The sequence below is a fragment of the Corynebacterium sp. HMSC058E07 genome (assembly GCF_001809885.1).
Taxonomy (GTDB): Bacteria; Actinomycetota; Actinomycetes; order Mycobacteriales; family Mycobacteriaceae; genus Corynebacterium; species Corynebacterium macclintockiae.
This window is the reverse complement of record NZ_KV799268.1, coordinates 18,854-43,533: the sequence shown is the minus strand read 5'-3', so window position 1 is coordinate 43,533 and position 24,680 is coordinate 18,854. Positions and strand designations below refer to the sequence as shown.

Below are 24,680 nucleotides of genomic sequence, written 5' to 3'. Positions count from 1 at the left end.
CCTCATCTTCGCATGGCTCGCGCAGTTGTCTCGGCCGTCGCCGCCGCCGGCCTCTTCATGACCGCCGCCTGCAGCGCCAGCGACGGACCACACTCCGCAATCAGCGGAGAAAAACAGCAGATCACCGACATCCTCGGGCGCAATGTTGAGGTTCCGAAGAAGGTCGAGCGGATCCTCATGGGTGGGCAGAGAATGCTCTACACCACCGCTATCCTCAACAAGGAAAACCCGCTCCAGGGGATCGTCGCCTGGCCCGATGACCTGCAGCAGAACGATCCCGGCACGTACAAAAAGTACCAACAGAAATTCTCGAAGATCGGGGATATCAAGCAGACCGGCGAGGTTTACGACGGCTCGATGTCCGTCGAACAGGCCCTGGAGTCCCGCCCAGATGTCTTCATTGTCTCTGCGAACAGTTTTGAGGCAGCCCAAGACGCTGGCATCGTCGACGGCCTTGAAAAGGCCGGAATCCCCACTGTCACCGTCGACTACTTCACCGACCCGGTGAAAAACACCGCACCGAGCGTGCGATTGCTCGGCAAAGTGCTCGGGCACGAAAAGGAGGCGGAGAAGTACGCCCGATTCTACGAATCCAAGGTGGACATGGTTCACGACCGGTTGGAAAAAGCCAAGGCCACTCCCACCCCGACCTTCCTCTGGCGGGCTCCCGGCTACTTCGACTGCTGCTCCACTTTCGCCAAGTCCAACCTGGCTCAACTGGTCACCGCAGCGGGCGGCAAGAACCTGGGAGACGACATGATTGAAGGTAAGCAAGGCCAAGTCTCCCCCGAAGCGCTGGCTGGAAAAGACCCGGACGTCATCATCGCCACCGGCGCTGACTGGACTGATGCCAAGCAGCAGCCAAAAAAGACTGGCTTTGTCCCCCTCGGCTACGACGAGTCCGCCGATCAGGCAGCCCAGGATTTTCAGCGCGTCGTTAACGGGCAACCTGTCCTCAAGGAAATGCGAGCCGTCAAGGACAAGAGAGCCTACGCCGCGTGGCATCACTTCTACGACTCTCCGTACAACTACCTGGCCATCGAGTGGTTCGCCAAGGCCATGCACCCCGACCTGTTTGCCGACATTGACCCGCAGGCTGACATGAAGGAACTGCACGAAAAATTCCTCCCCGTGGAGGCGAGCGGCACCTTCTGGACTGGTTTGCCATGAGCCACGTCGCCCCGACACGGTCAATCCCTGCCGTAAACGGAAAGGATCACAAAGACAGCATCCCGCGACGTCAACGTCCCGGCGTGAGCTGGTACCGAGCAGCCAGCAGGCGCAAGGTGGCAATCATCGCCGGGCTCGCGGCTCTGCTATGTGCAGTCACCGCCACAGATTTCCTCATCGGCAGCAGTATGCCTGCTAATGAGGCGATATATGTGCTATTTCACCCCAGCGATTCCCGCCCTGTTGACCGACAGATCATCTTTGATATTCGCCTGCCAATGACCATTACGGCGGTCCTCATCGGCGCTGCCCTCGCTGCCGCTGGTGCAGAGATGCAAACCATCCTGGGCAACCCCCTCGCAGAGCCCTATACACTGGGCATTTCCGCTGCCTCCAGCTTCGGCGCCGCTTTCGCCACCGTCTCCGGATTCACCGCGGCAGGAATTGGAGCAACGCTGGGGATGGCCGGCAGCGCGTGGGTGTTCGGCATCGCAGCCTGCGCGGTGATTGTCCTCTTCTCCCGGTCAAAGAGCGCCGGCACCGAGGGAATGATCTTGTTAGGCATTGCAATCGTGTTCCTTTTCGACGCGCTCCTGGCACTGATGCAGTACCTCGCCTCGCAGACCCAGCTAGAGCAGGTGGTCTTCTGGACGATGGGCAGTCTCACGCGCGCCAAATGGCCCCAGATCGGCCTCCTGGCACTCGTCTCGCTGATCGTCATTGCATTCTTCTACCGCAATGCGTGGACGCTGACGGCGTTTCGAATGGGAGACGACCGCGCCAGGTCCATGGGAATCAACGTCAACAGGCTGCGCACGCTCACACTGGTGGGCGTCTCCCTCATGGCTGCGACTGCCGTTTCTATGGCCGGGACGATTGGCTTTATCGGCCTCGTCGGCCCGCACATCGCCAGGATGCTCGTCGGCGAGGATCAGCGCTTTTTCCTCACTACATCCATCTTCTCCGGGGCACTCTTGCTTACCTCAGCCTCCGTGGTCTCCAAGCTGATCCAGCCCGGCGCGATCCTGCCCGTCGGCATCATCACGGCGATTGTGGGCGTGCCAGCGTTCGTCGTCCTCATTGTTCTGCGCCGCCGGCCCCGAACCGTCTCCTCTCCCACCTAAAGCTCCGTCGCCGCGCCTCACTTCTTCTCGCTCCAGCCCCCTCCCTCACCCCAGAAAGGACAACCTCGTGGAACAGCCCGCCAAGGTTCCGTCAGCCACCGCGCTGCAGGTCACCGACCTGAGCTTTTCCCATGGAGCAGCGCAGATCCTGAATGGCGTGTCTCTTCCGGGGATCGACGCCGGAACCGTCACCGCACTTGTAGGCCCCAATGGCGCTGGTAAATCCACCCTGCTGCGCTGCATGGCTCAGCTGTGCCGATTCAGCGGCAGTGTCACCGGACCCGACGCGGTGTATTTGCCACAGGATCCCCCGCCGGAAAGCACCCTTACAGTGTTTGAATCGGTGCTGCTGGCGCTCCAGCACTCACGCACGGGATTCAGTGGGCTGCGCGTGGCCACATCCACCCAGGATAGAGTCAGCGCGGTACTCACACGACTGGGTCTGAATGAGTTCGAGTCTCGCACGATGTCCCAGCTCTCCGGCGGCCAGCGCCAGCTGGTGAGCTTCGCACAGGCGATCGTGCGCCGTCCCCGAGCTCTTCTGTTGGACGAGCCAACCAGTGCCCTCGACCTGCGCAATCAGCTGACCCTCATGGAGCACATTTGCACCTACGCCGTTGAAGCACCCGCGGCAGTGGTGGTCACGATGCACGACCTCTCGCACGCGGCACGCTTCGCCGATCGCATCGCAGTGCTTCACAACGGCGCCGTTTACGCACATGGAGCCGTGGAGGATGTGCTCACCGAAGAAATGCTGCGCGAGGTCTACCGAGTCGATGGAACGATTACGCCCACCGGTGATGGAAATGTAGCGATCACCACGTCAAGGGCAATATGAGGGTCTGCTAAACTTTGGCGAGTCGCATAAAATATTTCCGTTCATGTTCCGACGTGACGGACCGCCCAATTTTTTCTAGCCCTCCGAGGTCACCCTCCCGCGCATCTTGGAGACACTAGGAGCGATCGATCGGCTCCGCAGTTCGGGACGTTGAAGGCGATTGTGCGTTTGCCTAAGATATCGTCGTCGAACTCATTGGTTAGGGTGTTTTAGACACGTGGCAGTGCTGGCCATCCCCGTCACCATAGCGGTGGCGCTCATCCTCGTCCCCTTGCTGGTCAAAACACTTGATCGTAAAGCCGGTTGGCCTTTAGGCCTGACTTTCCTGGCACTCGCAGGGTACGTGATCAAGCATGCGGATCCGATACTCAACGGCAAGACCGCCACGTGGTCCGTGACATGGATCCAAGGTTTCCTCACAGGCGCGGGCGGTGCAGCGGGCACAGCAGGCGCGGGCGGCACAGCGGGCGCGGGCGGTGCAGGCAACGCAAACTCAGGCGCCCTCGACCTGGCCCTGAAGATGGATTCCCTGGGGCTGTTCTTCACCCTCCTAGCGCTGCTCATCGGCGCGGTTGTTTTCATCTACTCCACCGCTTACCTGCACAAGGGCGACAAGATCATGAGCTTCTACGTGCTCATGACCTCCTTCATGCTGGCAGTCCTCCTGCTGGTGCTGGCGGACGACGTTGCGCTGCTGTTCATCGGCTGGGAGCTAGTCTCCCTGGCCTCGTTCTTCCTCATCGCCCGCTCGGGCTCCGGCGGCGAGGCCGGTTCGATCCGCACCCTCCTCCTCACCTTCGTCGGCGGCCTGTTCCTGCTGGCAGCCCTGGGTATTGGCGTGATCACCACGGGCACGACGAACCTCACGGCCATGCTGCACTCCCCTGCCTGGGAGGGCCAGGATGTCCGCCTGGCTATCGTTGCCGTCCTCATCGCCCTGGCGGCGTTCTCCAAGGCTGCACAGATTCCCTTCCACTTCTGGCTGCCGGAGGCAATGGCCGCGGACACTCCGGTCTCCGCCTTCCTGCACGCCGCCGCTGTGGTCAAGGCGGGTGTTTACCTGCTGCTTCGCTTCTCCGGCCTGTTTGAGGGCGTGATGGCCTGGCACACGCTGTTGATTGTCATCGGCATGACGACCGCCATCATGGCCGCCGTGTTCGCCGTGCAGAAGACGGATTTGAAGAAGCTCACGGCGTATTCCACGGTCTCCCAGCTGGGTTGGATCGTCGCCACCATCGGCGTGGGCACTCCCTTCGCCATCAGCGCCGCGCTGGTCCACACGGCTGCTCACGCGTTGTTCAAGTCCTCCCTGTTCATGATCGCCGGTGTGGTTGACCACCAAGCCGGGTCGCGAGACATTCGTCGCCTCGGCCCGCTGTGGCGCCAGATGCCTTTTACTTTTGTTTCCGCTGTGATCGCGGCGGCGTCAATGGCTGCGATTCCCCCGACCTTCGGCTTCGTGTCGAAGGAAGGCATGCTCACCGCGTTCGAAGAGGCGCCGTTTAGCAACGTCGGCGTAGTTACCCTGCTGGTCACGGCGAGTATCGGCGCGCTGGCGACGTTCGTGTACTCCGCCCGCTATGTATTCGGCGCGTTTATCGACGGCCCGAAGGATATGTCGCACGTCAAGGAGGCGCCGGTGAGCCTGTGGCTGCCCGCGGTTCTGCCTGGCGTGCTGTCGCTGCCGGTTGTCACGTTCATGGGCATCTTCGACGAGACGATTGATCACGTGGTTGATGCCACGGATCTTGGCCACGCGCACACGCACTTGGCGCTGTGGCACGGCCTGACGGTGCCGTTGGGTATTTCTGTCGCAGTGCTGGTCGCGGGCGTTATTGTTGTTATTTATCGACGCCCCCTGCTCCAGCCCCTGGAGGGCAAGCGACTCGGGGTGGCAACCGGCGCGGAGATCATCACCGCGTTCATCGCGCGGTCGACGAAAATCGGCCGCATGTTTGGCCGCCTGGCGAATTCTGTGAACCCGAACCGGCACGTGGTGTGGATCTTCGCCATGTTGATTCTGCTAGCGGGATTCTCCCTGATGGGGCCGGGGCGCCTGGAGGGCGTGGCAGACCTGAACCCGCGGGTCGAGGGCATCGACAGCATCGTGGACTTGGTAGGGCTCGTGATTGTGGGCCTGGGTGTGCTGGTGATGATCGGCACCCGCTCGCGACTGGCCTCCGTGGTGCTGGTCGGTGTGGTCGGTGTGGGTGTTTCCTGGGTCATGCTGACTTTGGGCGCGCCCGATGTGGCGACAACTCAGCTGCTGGTCGAGTTCTGCGTGGTGGTCATCATGATGCTGGTGATCCGCCACCAGCCTCGCCTGTACCTCCGCGAGGGGGCGAACCGCTCCCGCTTTGCCACAGTGCTGGCGGTGCTGGTCGGTCTGATCACGTTCCTGGGCGTGTGGCTGCTCATCGGCCGGCACGACAAGCCCGCGATCTCGCAGTGGTACCTGGAAAACACCCCGGAGATCTCCGGCGGCAACAACGTGGTCGCCGTGATCCTGGTGGAGTTCCGTGCATTCGATACCTTGGGCGAGCTGTCGGTTCTGGGCATGGCGGGCATCGTGATCGCCGCGCTGATCAAGTCCATCCCCCGCTCGCCGGTGCCGGGTTACGGCCCGGGGTCCACCGCGGAGCTGTTCCGCGCGCCCGGCTCCACCCGCTTCCCGGATGTGCACAAGGTGCCGGAGCTGGCGCCGTTCTACTCCAAGTACCTGCGTTCCACGCACTTGAACTCGATTAACTCGCGGATGACGATGTATCCGGTGATCCCGATTCTGGCGCTACTGTCCGCCGCGACTTTCTGGCGCGGGCACCAGGCACCCGGCGGCGGCTTCGTCGCCGCGCTGATCGCAGCCTGCGGCATTTTCATGTACTACCTGGGGCAGTCCCGCGCGAAGAAGCTGTTCTCCGACCAGGTGGCTTATTCCCTCGTCGGGTCCGGCATGGTTATGGCTCTCCTCGCCGGATTGGTCGGCTACGCCAAGGACGGGTTCCTGTCCCCCATCCATGGGGAAATTCTGGGGCAGCACATGACCACCTCCCTGATCTTCGACGGTGGCGTGTACCTGGCCGTGCTCGGCCTGGTGGTTATCGTCATCAACCAGATGGGTGGCCGCGACCGCCCGGGTACGGATCCGGCAACGCTGAAGTCGAAGTTCCGCGCCCCGGAAGCGAAGCAAAAGATGGGTCTGAACTCGAAGGGCAAGCGCCCCACCCCTATCGAGGCCAAGGCGGATCCCGCCAAGAGGCGCTCCCCGGTGGCAATCACTGCCGGCGGCAGCGACATCCTGCTCAATCCCTCCCAGGTCTCCGCAGCGGCGAAGGCAGAGGAGGAAGCCCACCGGGCAGAGCGCGAAGCGGCCCGCGCGCCGGTTTCCCCCGACAAGAAAAAGCTGGAGACCGAGTCTGCTGAGGCTGAGGGCGTCGACAAGAAGGGAGAGCACCAGTGATCATCGCAGCTATCATCGCCATCCTGGTGGCGGGCGGAGGGTACCTGGTGATGCAGCGCGGAATGCTGCGCATCATCATGGGCATCACGCTGCTGGGCCACGGCGTGAACCTGCTCATCCTCGCCGCGGGCATTGGCGCGTGGCGCATGGATCCGCTGATGGACCGCGCCACGCCCGAGCAGGCCGCTGACCCGCTCCCCCAGGCGTTCGTGCTCACGGCGATTGTGATTTCCATGGCGTCCACGGCCGTGATGCTCGCGATGGCCGCGCTGGGTCGCGATGATGACACGGTCGGTAGCGACGACGTGGAGACCGCCTCCCGGCGCCTGCGCACCCTGCAGACCATGGGGTGGAAGAACTACGAAGAGGCCAAGGCTCAGGGTGGCGTGGTCGAGGAAAACAAGGCCACCAAGCTCGGCGCGAACGACTACACCGAGGTGCACTCGTCCGCAGATGAGGACGGGGCCAAGGACTCCAGCAAGAAGGGAGCGCAGAAGTAATGCCCGGAAGTTCCCTGCTTAGCCTGTTCATCGTTGTTCCGCTGCTGGCTGCTGCTATCGCAGCAATGGCTCCGTGGAGCAGCGTGCGCCGCGTTCTCGGCCTGCTGGTGCCCGCTTTCGGCATCGTCGCCAGCATCTGGGTACTGGTGAAGGTCAGCGACCCCCACACCGTGATGGTCGATAACGTCGGCGGGTTCGTCGGCGGCATCTCCATCCCGCTGGCTGCGGACAACCTGGCGGGCATCATGATCCTCACGACCTCTGTGGTCGCGCTGGCCGCCAACTGGTTTGCCGACGTGGTAGGCGAGACGCGTGCCCGCTTCTACCCCGCCCTCACGCTGATGCTGATCGGCGGCGTGTGGGGCGCGCTGCTGACCGCGGATCTGTTTAACCTGTTCGTGTTCATCGAAGTCATGCTCATGCCCTCGTTCGGCCTGCTGGCGATGACCGGCACCTGGGCGCGCCTGGCCGCGGGCAGGATGTTCATCGTGGTGAACCTGGTTACCTCCCTGCTGCTGCTCAGCGGCGTGGTGCTGGTCTACGCCGTCGTCGGCACCACCAACCTGGCAGCCCTGGCAGGCGCAGCCGGCCCGCGCGGCACCGAATTCGCCGAGGGCGTGTTCGGCAACCAGTGGCAGCTGGTGGTGCCGCTCGGCATAGTGCTGCTGGCGCTGGCCGTGAAGGCGGGCGTGGCACCGATCCACACATGGCTGCCACGCGCCTACCCTTCGACCTCCCCAGCCGTGATGGCTCTGTTCTCCGGTCTGCACACCAAGGTCGGCATTTACGCGATCTTCCGCGTGTACCTGACCGTCTTCGAGGGCGACCCCACCTGGTCCTGGGGCATCCTAGTGATCATGGTGCTGGGCATGCTGATCGGCGGCTTTGCCGGCCTAGGCGAAACCACGATGCGCAGCGTGATCGCCTACCAGATGGTCAACGGCATTCCGTTTATGCTGATCGGCCTGGCTTTCCTCGGCGACAACGCACGGCTGATGCTCAGCGCGGCACTGTTCTACATGCTGCACCACATGATCGTCGCCGGGTCGCTAATCATGGCCTCCGGCGCGATCGAGGAGACCTATGGCTCCGGTCGCCTGCGCAAGCTGTCCGGCCTGATGCGCCGCGACCGTTTCGTCGCCATCGTCTTCGCCGCGGGCGCGCTGGCGATTGTCGGCCTGCCTCCGTTCTCCGGCCTTTGGGGCAAGCTCGCGCTGGTATTCGGCGTGGCTCAAAACGGCACGTGGAAAACCTGGCTGGCGATCGGCGCGATCATCGTCTCCTCCATCGGAGCCTTGGTCTCCATGATCTACGTGTGGCGCGAGGTGTTCTGGGGGCGTCAGATGAACTCCAACGAGACCGACCCAGACTTGCGGGTCCCGCACCGCTACGTGTGGCCATCCGCAGTCATGATGCTGATTTCCGTCGGCATGTTCATCGGCGCCGGCCCGATCTTCCAGCAGGTCAACAAGGCTGCCGACAACCTGACCGATACGACGGCCTACGTCGAAGCGGTACTTGGCGATCCGGATCAGGCCATCGGCGCGGTGCTGCCGCCCGGGCCGAGCGGGTTGGACAACGTCCCTACCGGTGCTCGTAGTACGACGAATGATGACGCCCTCCGGGAGCGCACCGAACGGGACAACGCGGAGCAACCGGCTCAGCACGGGAAGGAGAACTAAGCCATGGCGAGGTTCAATGTCGTCCAAGCAATAAAGTCCACCGGCCACGCGCTGGGATACGTCGTGTGGCTAACCGGGCAGATCATCAAGGAATCCGTCGTAATGGCAGTCGATACCCTCGGCACCGGCCGCAACATCGCGCCCGTGGTGATCTACTACCCGCTGCGCGTAACCAGCGAGCGGGACATAGCGGCCTTCATCGCCTCGATCACCATGACCCCCGGCACGCTCTCCCTGGGCGTGACCGGTCCGAAGGAAGTCGACTACGACGCAGCTGCGGGTGAGCGCAGTTCGAAGGACGCCTTCGCCGTGGCCCGCTCGGAGTTCAATACCCACGGGCTGAACCACGTGCAGCGCTTCCTAGCGGTCCACGCCATGTACGGTTCAGATCCCCAGGAACTGCTGGATGGCTTGGCGGATATGGAGGAGCACCTCGCCCCCTCGGTGAAGGACAAGCCGCTGAACTTCGACGTGCAGTACCTGGTGGAGAAAGGCCGCCCCGGCCCGCGCGGTTTCCGCGGCTCCCGCGGCGGACGCGCGTCGGACGAGACTGTCTTCGATGTGGAGAAGGTGGATTCCACCCCGCACGCCGCCGCGTTCGTCGCCGCGATCCTCCAATCCGACGAGGAGGAAAAGAACCCCGACGACGTCCGCGACATGGATCGTAAGGAGCGCTACGAGATCGCCCGCCGAAACGCGGAACGCGCCAAGGCGCGGATCTCTAACGCAACCCCCGATATTGATACGTTCCGCGGGGACAACCTGGGGGCGTCCCAACCCGACCAGGAAGGGCGCACCAAACCTGGAGAGACCTTGTACGATCCGCTCTACCCGAGAGAAAACCCGGATAGAGCCAAGAAGCGAGCGAAGAAAACCCCGAGAAAGAAAGGCAAGTAGATGGAGCCCAAGGACCTACTCAACATCCTGGTGGGCATCGCCGCCGCCATCGTGGTCATCGCGCTGTTTACGGTGCTGTGGCGCGCGGTATCTACTCACAATGACGCCCGCCGCGCCGTCCTTTCCGACATGGTATTCATGGCGATGGCAGGGCTGTTCCTGTGCTATTCGATCTTCCACCGCACGTCGATCACCTACGAGGTCGCGCTGTTCGCCGGGCTTTTCGGCGCGCTGTCGACGATCGCTTACGCCCGCATCATTTCCCGAGGGAGGCGCTAAATGTCCACAACAATCCTCGCCGCCGCTGGCGACATGGTCGAGTTCAGCGAACCCGGGTGGCTCGGCGCGATTACCGCAGGTGTGCTCGCCATTCTCGGGGCGGTCTTTATCTTTGTTTCTGCCCGCGCGATGTATCTTGCTCCGGACGCCCTCAGTCAGGTCAACATGGTGGGCCCAGCCATCGGCGTGGGACTTCCACTGCTGATCAGCGCCAACCTGGTGTATTCCTGGTCGACGGAAGGGTTCATCCTGGGCGAGCTGATCCGCGCCATCGTCGCCATCACCGCTTTGCTGGTGATCGGCGCCACCGGCTCCTACGTGATGGGCCGTGCGCTGCACGCAACGCACTGGGATCACACGGTACCTCTGTCCGGCGGACAGAAGGCGAAGGAACCGAAGTAGCACCCAGCGCACACAAAAACGAGCCCGCCCCCACGAACTTGGTGGGGCGGGCTCGTTTTTCGCTGTGTATCGAGACTAGCCGACGGTGGCGACGGCCTCCACGTCGATCTCGCCGCGCATTGCCTTGGAGTAGGGGCAGAATGCGTGGGCATCCGCGACCAGCTCGTCGGCCTTGGCCTGGTCAACGCCGAAAACGGTGGCGGTGATCTTCGCGGACAGGCGGAAGCCCTCCGGAACCTTGTTCAGTGCGGTCTCGACGGTGACCTCCGGGGACTGGGTCATCTCCACACCAGCCTCCTTGATGGTCTTTTGCAGAGCACCGTTGAAGCAGGCTGCCCAGCCGGCGGAAACCAGCTGCTCTGGGTTCGTGCCCTCGCCAGAGCCACCCAGTGCCTTCGGCGGGCGAACATCCAAGTCGATCTGACGGTCGTCGGTGGCGACGTGGCCGTCGCGGCCACCGCCGGTAGAAATTGCCTTTGCTGTGTACAGTGCGTCGCTCATGTGAAGAACAATCCTTTCTTCAAACTGATCTTTGTAACCATCGGTCGGCGCCCAGCCTACGTGAACCCGCAGGCTTAGTTGCCGGTGAAGATTTCCTTCACCCGGTCGCGCAGGTTCTCGTCGACCTTGCCCCAGTAGGTCCAGCACTGCTCTGCGACCTGGTCAGAGACCCCCTCCATCGCGCCCGCGATGTTGTTGGCCAGGCGCTCCCGGGCGGCGTCATCCAGAACCTCACGCACAAGCTGGCCGGCCTGGATGAAGTCGTCGTCCTCGGGGTGGCGGACGTAGGCGCCGCGGGTTAGGTCGGTGCCGTGCAGGTCGTCGAATAGTCCAAGTTCCTCCGCCGCGGTCACGGCAGATTCCTGGCCACGGCCGAAGCCGTACTGCGATTCACCGACGGCCACGCCCTGTTCGACGGCACCGGAGCCATCGTTGACGTCGTTGGCGCCCTCCCCACGCTCGAAGCGGTTCGGGGAGTACACCGGGGTACCTGCCGGTGGGAACTCCTGGTTACCCGCGCCGTCCTTGGCGGTGTAGTAGTTCTTCTCCGGAACCACGGAACGGTTGGAAGGCAGCTGGTGGAAGTTCACGCCCAGTCGGTAGCGCTGCGTGTCGGCGTAGGCGAAGGAACGGGCCAGCAGCATCTTGTCCGGGGACAGGCCAATGCCCGGCACCAGGTTCGACGGCGCGAAGGCGGCCTGCTCGATCTGGGCGAAGAAGTTCTGGGGGTTCTCGTTCAGTGTGAAGTGGCCGACCGGGATCAGCGGGTAATCCTTCTGCGACCAGGTCTTCGTCAGGTCGAAGGGATTCCAACGGTAATCCTCCGCCTCAGCGACCGGCATGATCTGCACCTTCACATCCCACGTGGGGTAATCGCCGCGCTCAATGGCGTCATAAAGATCCTGACGGGAGGAATCGAAGTTGCCCGAAGCAATGACCTTAGCGGCCTCGTCGTCAGTGTAGAACTTCCAGCCCTGGCGGGTCTTGAAGTGGTACTTCACCCAGAAACGCTCGTCGGCGGCGTTGATCCACTGATAGGTGTGGGAGCCGAAGCCGTCCATGTGGCGGAAGTCGCACGGGATGCCGCGGTCGCCCATCAGGTAGGTCACCTGGTGTGCGGTCTCCGGGGAGCGGGTCCAAAAGTCCCACTGCATGTCCGCGGAGCGCAGGCCGGAATCCGCCAGGCGCTTCTGGGAGCGGATGAAGTCCGGGAACTTAATGCCGTCGCGCAGGAAGAACACCGGGGTGTTGTTGCCCACGATGTCGTAGTTGCCCTGCTGGGTGTAGAACTTCAGCGAGAATCCGCGCACGTCGCGCACCGCATCGGGGAAGCCCTGTTCGCCCGCGACAGTGGAAAAGCGGGCCAGCATCGGGGTCACGCGTCCCGGCTGGAACAGATCCGCCTTGGTGTACTTGGACACATCCTCGGTGATGGTCAGCTCGCCGAAGGCGCCGGAGCCCTTCGCGTGGACGTTTCGCTCGGGAATGCGCTCGCGGTTGAAGTGCGCGTGCTTTTCCACCAGGTGCACGTCGGACAGCAGCAGCGGGCCTTGGTCGCCCACGGTCGCGGAGTGCTCCTCGGTGCTGACCGGGGAGCCGTTGACGTTCGTCGAATTCCCGGAGTACGGGCACACTCCACGGGAGGCGACGTCCTTAGCTGTGGCGATTGGGTCGTCGTTGGTCATTGGTACCTCCTTGATACCTGGCCTTGATACAGAGCCTGATACCTGGCCTCTAGTGCCGCACTAGAACCCGTGTGGCTCTAGTGGTTCTAGCACCCCACCTTGCCAGAATTTCGCGCCCTGCGTGTTAGGCTTTTTCCATGACCAGCCAGGCAACCGACAGCCAGGCACGTGATGCCGCTGTGACCGACCTCGCCCTGCGCGCCGCCAGTGGCGACCGCCGAGCCCTCACGGAGTTCATCTCCGCCACGCACGATGACGTGTGGCGCCTGCTGGCTCACTTGGCCGATACCGACCGCGCGGACGACCTCACGCAGGAGACCTACCTGCGAGTGTTGAGCGCCCTGCCTCGCTTCGCCGCCCGCTCCACCGCGCGCACCTGGATCCTTTCCCTCGCCCACCGCGTGTGGGTGGATAGCGTGCGCCACGACATGGCCCGCCCCCGCAGCTCCTCCACGGAGATCGAGGACGCCACCAGCTCCACCCCCGCCGCCGAGACGACCGGTGGGCAGAGCTGGGCCGAGTGGGTAGATACCCGCGCCCTCATCGACCAGCTGGAGGCCGACCGCCGCGAGGCTCTGATCCTCACGCAGGTTCTGGGTTACACCTACGCCGAGGCTGCGAAGATCGCAAACGTCCGCGTAGGCACGATCCGCTCCCGCGTCGCCCGCGCGCGTGCCGACCTGGTTGAGATGGCCGCCGGTGGGAAAGGTGGCGTCACAAAGAAGAACAACAAGCGCCGCTTCGGTGTGGCCTAAATCGGGTACAGCCACGACCCCGCCACGTTTAAAGAACTGCGGGGTCAACGGGCTAGGCTGGTGAATATGAGCACGAGCCCCAGCAACCCGTCCATCGCCGCCGACTCCGCCCTGCTACTGCTATCTTTCGGCGGCCCGGAGAAGTCCGAGGACGTGGTCCCCTTCCTGGAAAACGTCACGCGCGGCCGCGGCATCCCCCGCGCGCGTTTGGAGAAGGTGGGCGAGCACTACTTCGCCCTCGGTGGCCGCTCCCCCATCAACGACCAGAACAAGCAGCTGATCAGCAACATTGAGGCCGAGCTTTCCCGCCGGGGCATCGACATGCCGGTGTACTTCGGCAACCGCAACTGGGAGCCCTACGTGGAGGACGCACTGCAGCAGATGTCCCGCGATGGCATCCGCCACGTCTACGTCTTCGCCACCAGCGCCTGGGGCGGCTACTCGGGTTGCTCGCAGTACCAAGAGGACCTGCGCCGCGCCATCGCCGCCTGCGAGGAGGCCGGCCTGGATGTACCGACGGTGGAACGACTGCCGCAGTTCCACTCCCACCCGACCTTCATCGCGGAGTTCGCCCAGGCAGTGGATGCTGCCCGCGAAGAGCTGCGTGCCGAGCATGGCGAGGAAGCCGCGGCGGAGGCCGACCTGGTCTTCACTGCCCACTCCGTGCCGACGGTGGCGGATAAGGCAGCAGGTCCGCACAAGTTCGGCGGGAACCTGTACTCCCAGCAGGTTCTGGATGCCTCCCGCCTGATCCAGCAGGCCAGCAGCTTCGCCGATACCCCCGGCAGCGGCGCGGACTATGCCTGGACTGGCCGCCTTTCCCGTCACGAAAACGTTGGAGGCCGTGGCGACGGACCCGCCCACACTGGTGAGAAGGTGGGGGTTGATGTTGGCGTCGGCACCGCACTCGACGTCGAGCTCGTGTGGCAGTCACGGTCGGGCTCCCCGCATGTGCCGTGGCTAGAGCCGGACGTATGCGACCACATCGAGGCGCGCGCGAAGGCCGGCAACAAACGCGCGATCGTGCTGTGCCCGGTGGGCTTCATCACCGACCATATGGAGGTCAAGTGGGACCTGGACACGGAGGCTCGCAAGGCCGCCGCAGAGGCGGGCATCCCCTTCGCGCGCGTTGCTACCCCGGGTTTGACCGCCGGTTTCGCGGAGATGGTGGTCGATCTTGTTGTTGCTGATGACGCCCCGCTCCCCGGCCTAACCGAAGATCAGCACGCCGCGCGAGCTCTGGCGGCGAAGGTGGTGGGCGACCTGGCGACGGTGCCGGACTTCGGCCACACGTTCAACGGCAAGCCGTGTGCCCCGGGTTGCTGCGGCAGCGAGGCCTAGAGGCCGGGCGAGCTACCCGGCGCGACGCGGCGCAACGCTAGACCAGCAGCTCCGCGATCTGGATGGTGTTCAGCGCCGCGCCCTTGCGCAGGTTATCTCCGGCGACGACCAGCACTAGGCCGCGGTTGCCGTCGACGGTCTGATCCTGGCGGATGCGACCGACCAGGCTTTCGTCGATTCCCGTGGCGGCCAGCGGGGTGGGCACGTCCACGACCTTCACACCTGGGGTGTCGGCCAGTAGCTGGCGGGCGGTATCCGGGGTGATCTCCCGGTCGAACTCCGCGTGGATGGTCATGGTGTGGCCGGTGAAGACGGGCACGCGCACGCAGGTGCCGGCCACGCGCAGCTCTGGGATTCCCAGGATTTTGCGGGATTCGTTGCGCAGCTTCTGCTCCTCGTCGGTCTCCTCGGAGCCATCATCGACGAGGTTGCCCGCCAGCGGCAGGGCGTTAAAGGCGATGGGGGCGACGTAGGGGCCCAGGTCCTCTGCCTTCAGCGCGGAGCCGTCGTGCACCAGCTTGCGCAGGGCGTCGGCCGCGGCGCCACTCTCGATGCCAGCTTCGCCACCGTCAGCGCCACCCAGGTTGTCCAGCACCTGGCGCACCAGTGCGTCCACGCCAGCCAGCCCGGAGCCGGAAACTGCCTGGTAGGAGCTCACGTGCATGCGGTTCAGCCCCGCCGCCTTGTGCAGCGCACCCATCACCGGCATGGCGGCCATAGTGGTGCAGTTTGGGTTGGCGATGATGCCCTTGGGGGTGTTCTTGACGTCCTGCGGGTTCACCTCGGAGACGACCAGCGGGACCTCCGGGTCCTTGCGGAAGGCCGAGGAGTTGTCCACGACGATCGCCCCGGCCTCTGCGAAGCGCGGGGAGTGCTCGCGGGAAGTTCCGCCGCCTGCGGAGAACAGCGCGATGTCGATACCACGCAGATCCTCGGTGGCGGTGGCGGCGACGTCCTCGATGACGATCTGCTCGCCGCGGAACTCCAGCGTCTTACCTGCAGAACGTGCGGAGGCGAAGAAGCGCACCTTGTCCGCCGGGAAGTTCCGCTCGACGAGGATGTCGCGCATCACGCGACCTACTTGGCCGGTTGCTCCGACGACGGCGATGGTGGTCATACGGGGATCTACCTCTTCTATCTGCTTAAGCTGCTGGTTTAGCGTCCCGTTCCAGCGTACACGGTGGCCACTTCGTCGCCGCCCAGCTGGAAACGGTCGTGGATGGCGCGCACGGCCTTATCCACGTCCGTGTCGCGGATTAGTACGGAGATGCGGATCTCGGAGGTGCTGATCAGTTCAATGTTCACGCCTGCGTCGCGCAGGGCCTCGCAGAAGTCGGCGGTCACGCCGGGGTGGGATTTCATACCAGCGCCGACCAGGGAGACCTTGCCCACGTGGTCGTCAAAGATGATGTCCTGCCAGTCGTTTTGCTCCTTGATGCCCTTCAGCAGTTGCATGGCGCGGGTGGCGTCGGTGCGCGGGCAGGTGAAGGTGATGTCGGTGCGATTGTTGTCGATCTTGCTGATGTTCTGCACGACCATGTCGATGTTGATCTCGGCATCAGCGACGGCGCGGAAGACCTTCGCTGCCTCCCCCGGGGAGTCCGGGATGCCGAGGACGGCGATCTTGGCCTCGGAGCGGTCGTGAGCCACGCCGGTGAGTACTGCTTCTTCCATGGGAATATCCTCCATTGATCCAGAGACGAGGGTGCCGATATCGGTGCTGTACGAGGAACGGACGCGCAGTGGCACGTCGAATGCGCGGGCGTACTCCACGCTGCGCAGCATCAGCACTTTCGCGCCGACGGCCGCCATCTCCAGCATTTCTTCGAAAGAGATCGTGTCGAGCTTCTTGGCGTTCGACACGATGCGCGGGTCCGCGGTGTACACGCCGTCGACGTCGGAGTAGATCTCGCACACGTCGGCGTTCAGCGCGGCGGCCAGGGCTACGGCGGTGGCGTCCGATCCGCCGCGGCCGAGGGTGGTTACGTCGCGCGTTTCGCGGTTCACGCCCTGGAATCCGGCGACCAGGCAGATCTTGCCTTCGTCCAGAGCCTCCTGCACGCGGCCGGGGGTGACGTCCACGATGCGTGCGTTGCCGTGCCGTTCGGTGGTCAGCACGCCTGCCTGCGAGCCGGTGAAGGACTGCGCCTCCGCGCCGAAGGAGGCGATAGCCATGGCCACCAGTGCGTTGGAGATGCGCTCACCAGCGGTCAGCAGCATGTCCATCTCGCGTGCGGGCGGCACGGGGTTGACCTGCTCGGCGAGTTCCAGCAGGTCGTCAGTGGTATCTCCCATGGCGGAGCAGACGACAACCACGTCGTTGCCCTGTTTCTTTGTTTCCACGATTCGCTCGGCTACGCGCCGGATCCTCTCCGCGCTTTCCAGCGAGGAGCCGCCGTATTTCTGAACGATGAGCGCCACTGGTTGTTGCCACCTTCCGGTTCTAGTCTTAACAAGTCCTTAGACTACTCGGTCTGTTTCCCTGGGGCTAGGTTTCGGGTAACTCTTTTTTACTTTATGACGCCACCTCTTCCGTAAACCACATTCGTCACATACGTAACACGCGCACCGCAGACTAATGATCGGCGCAGCCCCCGGAGTCCGATAAAGTACCCAGAGACCGACCCGGCGAACTAGACCAGCAAATCCAAAGAGAAGTGAGGGGGCACGATGCTCGAAAACAACGCTCTCGCAGTTGTTTTCGCTTTGGGCTCCGCACTCACCATCGCCTGGGGGACGGTGGTGCGCCACCGCATCGCCGTCGCCTCCGGCGAGAATCGCAGCGGCGCTATCTGGGATGCCATCAAGCAGCCCATGTGGTGGGTCGGCGTGGCCAGCGCACTGTTCGGATACCTGCTGCAGATCGTGGCGCTGGCGTTCGGAACACTACTGGTAGTACAGCCGATCCTCGTATTGTCTTTGATGTTCACACTGCCACTGTCGGCGAAGTACGACGGGCGGCGGATATCGGCGTCCGAAACAGCATGGGCAGGGCTTTTGACGGCCGCAGTAGCCATCCTCGTTGTGCGCGGCAACCCGGCGCCCGGGCACCGCGAGCCAGACCTGAGCGTGTGGCTGGTATGCCTGGGCATCGGCGCGGTGATTCTGCTGGCGTTCTTCGTGTATGCGCTGCAGCAGGCGGCGGCGCTGCGCGCGCTGGTACTGGGTTCGATCACCGGCGCGATCATGGGATACGTCGCCGTACTCTCGAAAGCCGTGGTGGATGTTTTCAGCGATGCCGGGACGGCCGCACTGCTGGCTTCATGGGAACTGTGGACACTCATCGCCTTCGCAGCCATTGGCACGGCGGTGCAGCAGGCCTCCTTTAATGCGGGACCGCTAAAGAACTCCCTGCCCGCGATGACGGTGGTGGAGCCGCTGGTGGCATTCGTGCTGGGCTACATCGTGCTGGGCGAGAAGTTCCAGATCGAAGGCTGGGAGTATGCCTACATGGCGGCCGCCATTGCAGTGATGACGATCTCGACGGTGATCCTGAGTCGTAAGTCGATCGACGAGGAAGAGGCCTCAGCCGCAGGCGGGGCGAACCATACAGACACGGAAGCGGCACCGAATGCTGGAGCCACAGGGGCGGAGACGGCGGCGTCATAAAGAAGGCGCCATAAAGAAAAGCAGCAACAAACACCACACAATGAGGGACAGATTTCCCAATATGTGGGATTTGGGGCGCGTTTGTCTCGTTTTCCTGTGACGCAGCTAATACTCGGGCTATAGTCGGAGCCATGACAACGCTAGCGCGCAACCTGCTTCTGTGACGCGGCGGGGCTCAAAGGTTTAAGCGATTGTGGGCTAACAGCTCACCCACCGACCGGCACCCCGTCGCGGAGTTTGGCGTTGCCGGTCGGGAAATACAGACAAGAACACCCACTTCTTTCCCAGGAGCCCCGCACCCATGTCCAACGACACTTTCATCTCCGCACCCGCCCGCATCAACACCCCGAACGGTGAGATCCCCGCAGACCAGCCGGCGTGGAACAAGCAACGCAACTCCACCATGCCGCACGCGCGCTACCAGCCGTTCTTCGAAGAAGTAGAAGAGATCACCCTGCCGGATCGCACCTGGCCCGACAAGGTCATCGACCGCGCTCCGCAGTGGTGCGCCGTGGATCTGCGCGACGGCAACCAGGCGCTGATCGACCCTATGAGCCCCGAGCGCAAGCGCCGCATGTTCGAACTGCTGGTCGACATGGGCTACAAGGAGATCGAGGTCGGCTTCCCCTCCGCCTCCCAGACCGACTTCAACTTCGTCCGCGAGATCATCGAGAACAACATGATCCCCGACGACGTCACCATCCAGGTACTGGTCCAGGCCCGCGAGCACCTGATCCGCCGCACCTTCGAAGCCTGCGAGGGCGCGAAGAACGTCATCGTCCACTTCTACAACTCCACCTCGAAGCTGCAGCGCAAGGTTGTGTTCCGCAAGGACAAGGAGGCCATCAAGAAGCTGGCCACCGACGCAGCCGAGCTGATCAGAACAATCGCCAAGGACTACCCGGACACCAACTGGCGCTGGGAGTACTCCCCGGAGTCCTACACCGGCACCGAGGTCGCCTACGCCAAGGAAGTCTGCGACGCTGTCGTCGAGATTATGGACCCGACGCCGGAGAACCCGATCATCCTGAACCTGCCTTCCACCGTCGAGATGATCACCCCGAACGTGTACGCGGACTCCATCGAGTGGATGCACCGCAACCTGAACCGCCGCGACTCCATCATCCTGTCGCTGCACCCGCACAACGACCGCGGCACCGGTGTGGCCGCCGCCGAGCTGGGCTACATGGCCGGCGCCGACCGCATCGAGGGCTGTCTGTTCGGCAACGGCGAGCGCACCGGCAACGTCTGCCTGGTCACCTTGGGCCTGAACATGCTGACCCAGGGCGTGGACCCGCAAATCGACTTCTCCGACATCGACCAGGTGCGCCGCACCGTCGAGTACTGCAACCAGCTGCGCGTGCCGGAGCGCCACCCCTACGGTGGCGACCTGGTGTTCACCGCGTTCTCCGGCTCCCACCAGGATGCGATTAACAAGGGCCTGGACGCTCTCGAGGAGGAGACCTGGGAGGTTCCGTACCTGCCGATCGACCCGAAGGACGTGGGCCGTTCCTACGAGGCCGTGATCCGCGTGAACTCCCAGTCCGGCAAGGGCGGCGTGGCCTACATCATGAAGACCGACCACAACCTGCAGCTGCCGCGCCCGATGCAGGTGGAGTTCTCTTCCGTCGTGCAGGCCGTCACCGATGCCGAGGGCGGCGAGGTGAACCCGAAGGCCATGTGGGACATTTTCTCCGGCGAATACCTGGACCGCGTCACCCCGATCGAAACGATCTCCCTGACCGTCGACGGCGGCCAGAACGAGGGCGAAGAGTCCAAGGTCACCGGCCAGATCGAGTTCAACGGCGAAGGCAAGACGGTGCAGGGCCGCGGCAACGGTCCGATCAGCGCATACTGCAACGCACTGGAGGAACTGGGCTACGACGTGGAGGTTCAAGAGTACAGCCAGCACGCCCGCACCTCGGGCGACGACGCGGAGGCCGCCGCCTACGTCCTGGCCGAGGTCAACGGGGCGAAGTACTGGGGAGTGGGCATCGCCAGCTCCATTACCTACGCGTCGCTGAAGGCCATCACCTCTGCGGTGAACCGTTCGCAGGATGCCGCGGCTGGGGTTTCCCAGGGGGTCTAGGGTCCGGGGAACCGCGCAACCTGCCAGCGGGGCGCGGTTCCCCGCTGGGTAGTATGTAGTCCATGAACGAGAACGATCACTCGGCCGCCCCCGGCCCCGAGCACACCGGCTCAGGGCACACCGGCGCGCGCCGTCGCAGGCGCCCGCGCCGCAGGGTGACTCGCCCTGCAGGTTCTCTCGCTGTTTCTTTTTCTGACGGTACTTTTTCGGACGCCCACACCCCCGCCCCTCACCACTCCCCCGAAGGCGCCGAGGCTCATGCCGAGCCGGTGGCAACTCCGGCAACAACCTCGGTACCAACCCCCGAGTTCCAATCCGCCGCGGCCACCAACGACAATTCCGACGGTTCCCCCGGCGATAACTCCAACGGCGACCCCAGCGGTGCCCCCGGCGGTAACTCCAATGGCGACTCCAGCGGTGCCTCCAACGACAACAGTGAGACCACCGACCAGTCCAGCCCGCGCGAAGAGCTGGAGTCCGCCCTGCACGAACTCCCCTCCCCAGAGGAGGCTCCCTTCGCCGCAGTGAGCATCTCCACCTCCGGCATCCATCCGAAAACCTCCCGCCTGGTGGCACTTTCCGTGGTGTTCTTCGGCTCCGGCGCAGGCACTCCCGCCAGCGCCGAGGAGCTGCCGACCATCAACATCGGCCAGGAAGTCGGCGCTCTGACCCGCCACCTCAACCCCGGCGAAGATGCGGGTCCTTGGCACCTCCACGGCTACCAAGTCACCGAATTGTCCCAGGCACTGGGCTTCAATTCCAGCGCGCAGCTGATCCACCAGGCCTTGGACGGACGCACGCTCATCATGCACGAGTCCGACTACGTGTGGGGCTTCCTCACCCACGAGTTCAAACTGTCGCAGCGTTCAGCGAACCGCGGCCGTCGCAGCCGCGGCCGCGGCCGCGCCGGTCGCCGCTTGCCAACCCCCGCACCGGTCTCCATCATCGACACTCTCGCCACCGCCCGTCGCCAGGCCGCCGACGCCACCGACCCGCGCCTCCGCGCCATCGTCGCCAGCTACGGCCTCGCCCCCAACTCCGCTCACACCGACTCCGCCCCAACCACTGAGGCTCACACCAGCGCAAACGTCCCCGCAAACGCCAGCCGGTCCGCCGTGCAGGCCTCTGCGGCGGCGCTGCCAGAGGTGGGCGCGGTGGCGTCAATAAGTAACAAAGACATCGACCCCGACACGCTGCTCGAGGCGAACGCGCGCCTCACCGCCGCACTCGCCCTCGCGCAGCAGCGCAGCGGCGAGCTGACTGTGCTGGACCCTGAGGACCTCGCGGCCGATCAATTTGGGCTGCGCCGTAGCGGCCTTCGTATTGACGCCGCAAGCTCCCCCCGGCCCTACGTGAACCCCGGGGCGTGGAAGCGCGGGGAACCGCTGGTCGAAGGTATGGAATTCGTGGTCAGCCCGGATGTGGAGATCGACCCGGACGTGCTGATCGGACAGGGTGTTGCGGCCGGGCTGGCGTATAGCGAGAAGTTGAATCGTCGCAGCTCGCTGGTGGTGTGCAACGAAAACTACGAGTTGCGCGGCAAGGCCATGCACGCCGACCGGAAGGGGATTCCCCTGATCCGGGATGAGGACTTCCTGGCTCTGCTCGATAGCGTGCAGCCCGGCGAGAAGGAGGCCGTTCCGACGAAGCCGGGTGCGGACGCGCGCCCGCGAACCAGCGGTTTGGCCGGCCCTCAGGGCGGTTCCGGTAAATCTGGCAGCTCTTCCGGCAATTCCGGCAGCTCTTCCGGCGAATCCGGCCACTCCGGCAGCTCCTCTAATGCTGGTAACTCTGGCACCTCTGCCCACAATTCCAGTAACTCCGGCAACCCTGGCCCCAATTCCGGAGGTCACAGAGGACATATCCCTGGCCCCAACAAGAAGCGAAATCGTCGGAGGCGCCGGCGCCGCAAGGGCTCCAGAGGATCCAATGGATCCGGCGGGTCCGGCGGCAAGAGTGGATCCGGTGGTTCCGGTGGCAAAAACAGTAGTAGCGGCAAGAATGGCGGCCAAGGCGGCGGTAAGCGTGGCAAGAACATCAACCACAGCGGCAGCAGTGGCCGTGGAAGCAATTCCCACTAGCCCCACGGGTCTCACTGACCCCGCCAGCACCACGCGGGAGCGCCCCGGCTGGCCTGCAAAATTACGGATGTCCCAAATCTTCGAGTTATTGAAAGTAGCGAACATGAAGCCCAAAAACACAACCCTCTGACCTGCGCAAACAGAATAGTTATGTTTTAAGACGTGGAATTTGGGACACTGAACCCCTTGAGTGTCGGAAATGTTGCAAAACTCGCGGCAAACCTACGACGTCCGTCAGGCCGATTTGCACGCACCCGGCCCCGCGGGCGCCAATAAAACCGCTTAAACGGGATTAGGGACTATCCGCTCCAACCGTCGAGCAGTTCGGCAACGAGAGTCTGCACACGGGCGTCGATATCATCACGGATCAGCCGCATGCGCTCCATACCCTCTACCCCACGCGCGGAAGGCTCGTCAGTAACCCACCGCTGAAGACTGCCTCGCGCTTCATCTGGAAGCTCTAGCTGCGCATCCTTTCCGAGAATGATCACGCGATCAGCCTCCCGCAACAATGTTGAATCAACTTCCTTCGGGTGGCCCCCGGACATATCAGCGCCGACTTCACTTACAGCTTCCACCGATTCAGCGTTTAGGTTTTCGGCTGGTTTGGTGCCAGCGGAAAATATCTCAATCATCTCACCAGCATGCTTTTCGGCTATGGCAGCCGCCATCTGTGACTTCCCGCCGTTACCTACACAGACAAAGAGAACTTTAGGTTTCGCACTCATTTTGATTTGCTTCCTCATTAACCGAATCGTGTGGGGCTACCAGCCTGAGTGGGCAGCGTAGGATCCCCAGCAAAAAGTTTTGGCCCCATCCAGAGCATGACATAAACCAGTCCAACCAGCACAGGAATCTCAATAAGCGGACCAATCGTTCCGGCCAATGCCTGCGCAGAAGTCGCTCCAAAAGTTCCGATTGACACAGCGATAGCAAGCTCGAAGTTATTTCCCGCAGCAGTGAAAGAAACCGATGCAGACTGCGCGTAGCTCAACCCCGTTACCTTTGAAACGACCAAGCTAATCGCGAACATGCCAGCGAAGTATGCGACCAGTGGAACAGCCGTACGTGCCACCGCCCATGGGTGTTCGGAGATCTGCTCCCCCTGCAGTGAAAACAAGAGCACGATCGTGTACAGCAGCCCAACCAATGCAAGTGGAGAAATTGCTGGCAGAAACTTGGTTTCGTACCACTCCCGCCCCTTGATCTTCTCACCAAACACGCGAGAAGCCAGACCAGCCGCCAATGGGATACCCAGAAACACTAAGACAGAAATCACAATTGACCAGAACGAGAAGTCGGCCGAGGTTGTAGGCAGCCCCAACCAACCCGGGAGTACCTGCAGGTAGAACCACCCCAACACGCCAAACATAAGCACTTGGAACACGGAGTTAACTGCCACCAGTACCGCAGTTAACTCCCTATCACCGCAAGAAAGCTCCGACCAGACCAGAACCATGGCTATGCACCGTGCCAAGCCAACGACAATCAAACCGGTGCGCAGTTCAGGCTCATCTGGCAAACACAGCCACGCCAAGACAAACATTAATGCCGGCCCCACGATCCAGTTCAAGACAATGGAAACTGTCATCAAGCGTCTATCAGAAGCGATCTGGCGAGTCTTGTCATACTGAACCTTTGTCAGAGGCGGATACATCATTACCAATAAGCCGAGTGCAATAGGAAACGAAATGCCCCCGACTTCTAGAGCTCCGAGCTTCTCCCCAATTCCCGGAACTACATGGTTCACTAACAGCCCCGCGACCATTGCGAAGATAATCCAAACAGGTAAGAACCGATCCAAAAAAGACATACGAGAGCGCGAGGAAGCTACCATGAGATCTTCTCCATATATTGATTAGTATCAATATTAAACTAGGTGCCGTATCGACATGTGTCAATATATGATTGTTGGCATGGCCACTCCACAGATTCTTCCGCTTTCCGACCTCTCAACATGTTGTTCACTTGGTAGCGGACCATTGTCGGACTTCGAGGCCACCAGGTATGCCATCTTGTTCAAAGTCCTAGCCGACCCTGCCCGCCTGCAAATACTCTCCCACCTGGCAGCCGAGGGCTGCGAGCCTATCAGTGTAAACCGGCTGGCAGATATCACTGGACTGAGCCAGCCTACTGTCTCCCATCATTTAAAGCGGCTCACCCAGGCAGGCCTGCTCCGCAAGATACGAACCGGTCGCACAGTCACGCACCAGATACAACCCCAACTTTTTGCCGAACTCCGCACGGTTCTCCAGATGGACTAATGATCA

At 62.9% G+C, this 24,680-nt stretch carries 21 protein-coding genes; 15 read left to right on the top strand and 6 right to left on the bottom strand.

Annotation, left to right across the window (positions count from 1 at the left end; all coding sequences use genetic code 11):
* Nucleotides 1–12 precede the first annotated feature (12 nt).
* The 9 genes from HMPREF2678_RS03440 to HMPREF2678_RS03400 all read left to right on the top strand — a co-directional run bounded on the left by HMPREF2678_RS03440 (nucleotide 13) and on the right by HMPREF2678_RS03400 (nucleotide 10,349).
* Nucleotides 13–1,170, top strand: coding sequence for an ABC transporter substrate-binding protein (locus HMPREF2678_RS03440; protein WP_083303404.1), 1,158 nt, complete (start codon nucleotides 13–15; stop codon nucleotides 1,168–1,170).
* Nucleotides 1,167–2,294: a FecCD family ABC transporter permease gene (locus HMPREF2678_RS03435; RefSeq protein WP_034993171.1), complete on the top strand. Its 1,128-nt coding sequence runs from the start codon at nucleotides 1,167–1,169 to the stop codon at nucleotides 2,292–2,294. The genes HMPREF2678_RS03440 and HMPREF2678_RS03435 overlap by 4 nt, the downstream gene beginning before the upstream one ends.
* Nucleotides 2,295–2,361: 67 nt before the next feature.
* Complete coding sequence (locus tag HMPREF2678_RS03430; RefSeq protein ID WP_034968754.1) at nucleotides 2,362–3,132, top strand: ABC transporter ATP-binding protein; 771 nt, start codon at nucleotides 2,362–2,364, stop codon at nucleotides 3,130–3,132.
* 217 nt (nucleotides 3,133–3,349) lie between these two features.
* Nucleotides 3,350–6,589, top strand: coding sequence for a DUF4040 family protein (locus tag HMPREF2678_RS03425; RefSeq protein WP_371325828.1), 3,240 nt, complete (start codon nucleotides 3,350–3,352; stop codon nucleotides 6,587–6,589).
* Nucleotides 6,586–7,089, top strand: coding sequence for a cation:proton antiporter subunit C (locus HMPREF2678_RS03420; RefSeq protein WP_070550903.1), 504 nt, complete (start codon nucleotides 6,586–6,588; stop codon nucleotides 7,087–7,089). Before HMPREF2678_RS03425 ends, HMPREF2678_RS03420 begins: the two co-directional genes overlap by 4 nt.
* A complete protein-coding gene (locus HMPREF2678_RS03415) occupies nucleotides 7,089–8,771 on the top strand; it encodes a monovalent cation/H+ antiporter subunit D family protein (RefSeq protein WP_070550901.1) in 1,683 nt (560 codons plus the stop codon). Before HMPREF2678_RS03420 ends, HMPREF2678_RS03415 begins: the two co-directional genes overlap by 1 nt.
* Before the next feature lie 3 nt (nucleotides 8,772–8,774).
* Nucleotides 8,775–9,668, top strand: coding sequence for a Na+/H+ antiporter subunit E (locus HMPREF2678_RS03410; protein WP_070550899.1), 894 nt, complete (start codon nucleotides 8,775–8,777; stop codon nucleotides 9,666–9,668).
* Complete coding sequence (locus HMPREF2678_RS03405; protein ID WP_034975626.1) at nucleotides 9,669–9,947, top strand: monovalent cation/H+ antiporter complex subunit F; 279 nt, start codon at nucleotides 9,669–9,671, stop codon at nucleotides 9,945–9,947.
* Entirely contained in the window at nucleotides 9,948–10,349 is a 402-nt protein-coding gene (locus HMPREF2678_RS03400; RefSeq protein ID WP_034968740.1) for a Na+/H+ antiporter subunit G, read from the top strand.
* 75 nt (nucleotides 10,350–10,424) lie between these two features.
* Here HMPREF2678_RS03400 and HMPREF2678_RS03395 read toward each other — a convergent pair whose 3' ends face one another.
* Nucleotides 10,425–10,850: an organic hydroperoxide resistance protein gene (locus HMPREF2678_RS03395; protein ID WP_034971955.1), complete on the bottom strand. Its 426-nt coding sequence runs from the start codon at nucleotides 10,848–10,850 to the stop codon at nucleotides 10,425–10,427.
* Nucleotides 10,851–10,924: 74 nt separating this feature from the next.
* The gene (locus tag HMPREF2678_RS03390) at nucleotides 10,925–12,535 is read right to left on the bottom strand and encodes a catalase (protein WP_070550897.1); all 1,611 of its coding nucleotides are present in this window, start codon (nucleotides 12,533–12,535) and stop codon (nucleotides 10,925–10,927) included.
* 137 nt (nucleotides 12,536–12,672) lie between these two features.
* Between HMPREF2678_RS03390 and HMPREF2678_RS03385 the strand changes: the two genes are divergently transcribed.
* Together HMPREF2678_RS03385 and HMPREF2678_RS03380 are read left to right on the top strand one after the other, a co-directional pair.
* Nucleotides 12,673–13,290: an RNA polymerase sigma factor gene (locus HMPREF2678_RS03385; protein WP_070550895.1), complete on the top strand. Its 618-nt coding sequence runs from the start codon at nucleotides 12,673–12,675 to the stop codon at nucleotides 13,288–13,290.
* A gap of 66 nt (nucleotides 13,291–13,356) precedes the next feature.
* On the top strand, nucleotides 13,357–14,631 hold the full coding sequence (locus HMPREF2678_RS03380; RefSeq protein WP_070550892.1) for a ferrochelatase: 1,275 nt from the start codon (nucleotides 13,357–13,359) through the stop codon (nucleotides 14,629–14,631).
* 37 nt (nucleotides 14,632–14,668) lie between these two features.
* Here the strand turns inward: HMPREF2678_RS03380 and HMPREF2678_RS03375 are convergent, their stop codons facing one another.
* On the bottom strand, nucleotides 14,669–15,748 hold the full coding sequence (locus HMPREF2678_RS03375) for an aspartate-semialdehyde dehydrogenase (protein ID WP_035007747.1): 1,080 nt from the start codon (nucleotides 15,746–15,748) through the stop codon (nucleotides 14,669–14,671).
* A 38-nt stretch (nucleotides 15,749–15,786) separates the two neighbouring features.
* Nucleotides 15,787–17,052, bottom strand: coding sequence for an aspartate kinase (locus HMPREF2678_RS03370; RefSeq protein WP_034975637.1), 1,266 nt, complete (start codon nucleotides 17,050–17,052; stop codon nucleotides 15,787–15,789).
* A 249-nt stretch (nucleotides 17,053–17,301) separates the two neighbouring features.
* Here HMPREF2678_RS03370 and HMPREF2678_RS03365 point away from each other — a divergent pair, with 249 nt between their 5' ends.
* The 3 genes from HMPREF2678_RS03365 to HMPREF2678_RS03355 all read left to right on the top strand — a co-directional run bounded on the left by HMPREF2678_RS03365 (nucleotide 17,302) and on the right by HMPREF2678_RS03355 (nucleotide 22,410).
* Nucleotides 17,302–18,240 (top strand): DMT family transporter, encoded by a 939-nt coding sequence (locus tag HMPREF2678_RS03365; RefSeq protein ID WP_034968714.1) that lies wholly within the window; start codon nucleotides 17,302–17,304, stop codon nucleotides 18,238–18,240.
* 301 nt (nucleotides 18,241–18,541) lie between these two features.
* Nucleotides 18,542–20,329, top strand: a complete 1,788-nt coding sequence (gene leuA, locus HMPREF2678_RS03360; protein ID WP_070550890.1) for a 2-isopropylmalate synthase — start codon at nucleotides 18,542–18,544, stop codon at nucleotides 20,327–20,329.
* A 62-nt stretch (nucleotides 20,330–20,391) separates the two neighbouring features.
* Nucleotides 20,392–22,410 (top strand): hypothetical protein, encoded by a 2,019-nt coding sequence (locus HMPREF2678_RS03355; protein WP_070550888.1) that lies wholly within the window; start codon nucleotides 20,392–20,394, stop codon nucleotides 22,408–22,410.
* Nucleotides 22,411–22,709: 299 nt separating this feature from the next.
* Here HMPREF2678_RS03355 and HMPREF2678_RS03350 read toward each other — a convergent pair whose 3' ends face one another.
* Both HMPREF2678_RS03350 and arsB read right to left on the bottom strand, forming a co-directional pair.
* A complete protein-coding gene (locus tag HMPREF2678_RS03350) occupies nucleotides 22,710–23,138 on the bottom strand; it encodes an arsenate-mycothiol transferase ArsC (protein WP_034968694.1) in 429 nt (142 codons plus the stop codon).
* A 17-nt stretch (nucleotides 23,139–23,155) separates the two neighbouring features.
* Complete coding sequence (arsB, locus tag HMPREF2678_RS03345; protein ID WP_070550886.1) at nucleotides 23,156–24,247, bottom strand: ACR3 family arsenite efflux transporter; 1,092 nt, start codon at nucleotides 24,245–24,247, stop codon at nucleotides 23,156–23,158.
* A gap of 79 nt (nucleotides 24,248–24,326) precedes the next feature.
* On the opposite strand from arsB, the gene HMPREF2678_RS03340 reads away from it, so the two are divergent.
* Nucleotides 24,327–24,674, top strand: a complete 348-nt coding sequence (locus HMPREF2678_RS03340; RefSeq protein WP_034968915.1) for an ArsR/SmtB family transcription factor — start codon at nucleotides 24,327–24,329, stop codon at nucleotides 24,672–24,674.
* The last annotated feature ends 6 nt before the right edge of the window (nucleotides 24,675–24,680 follow it).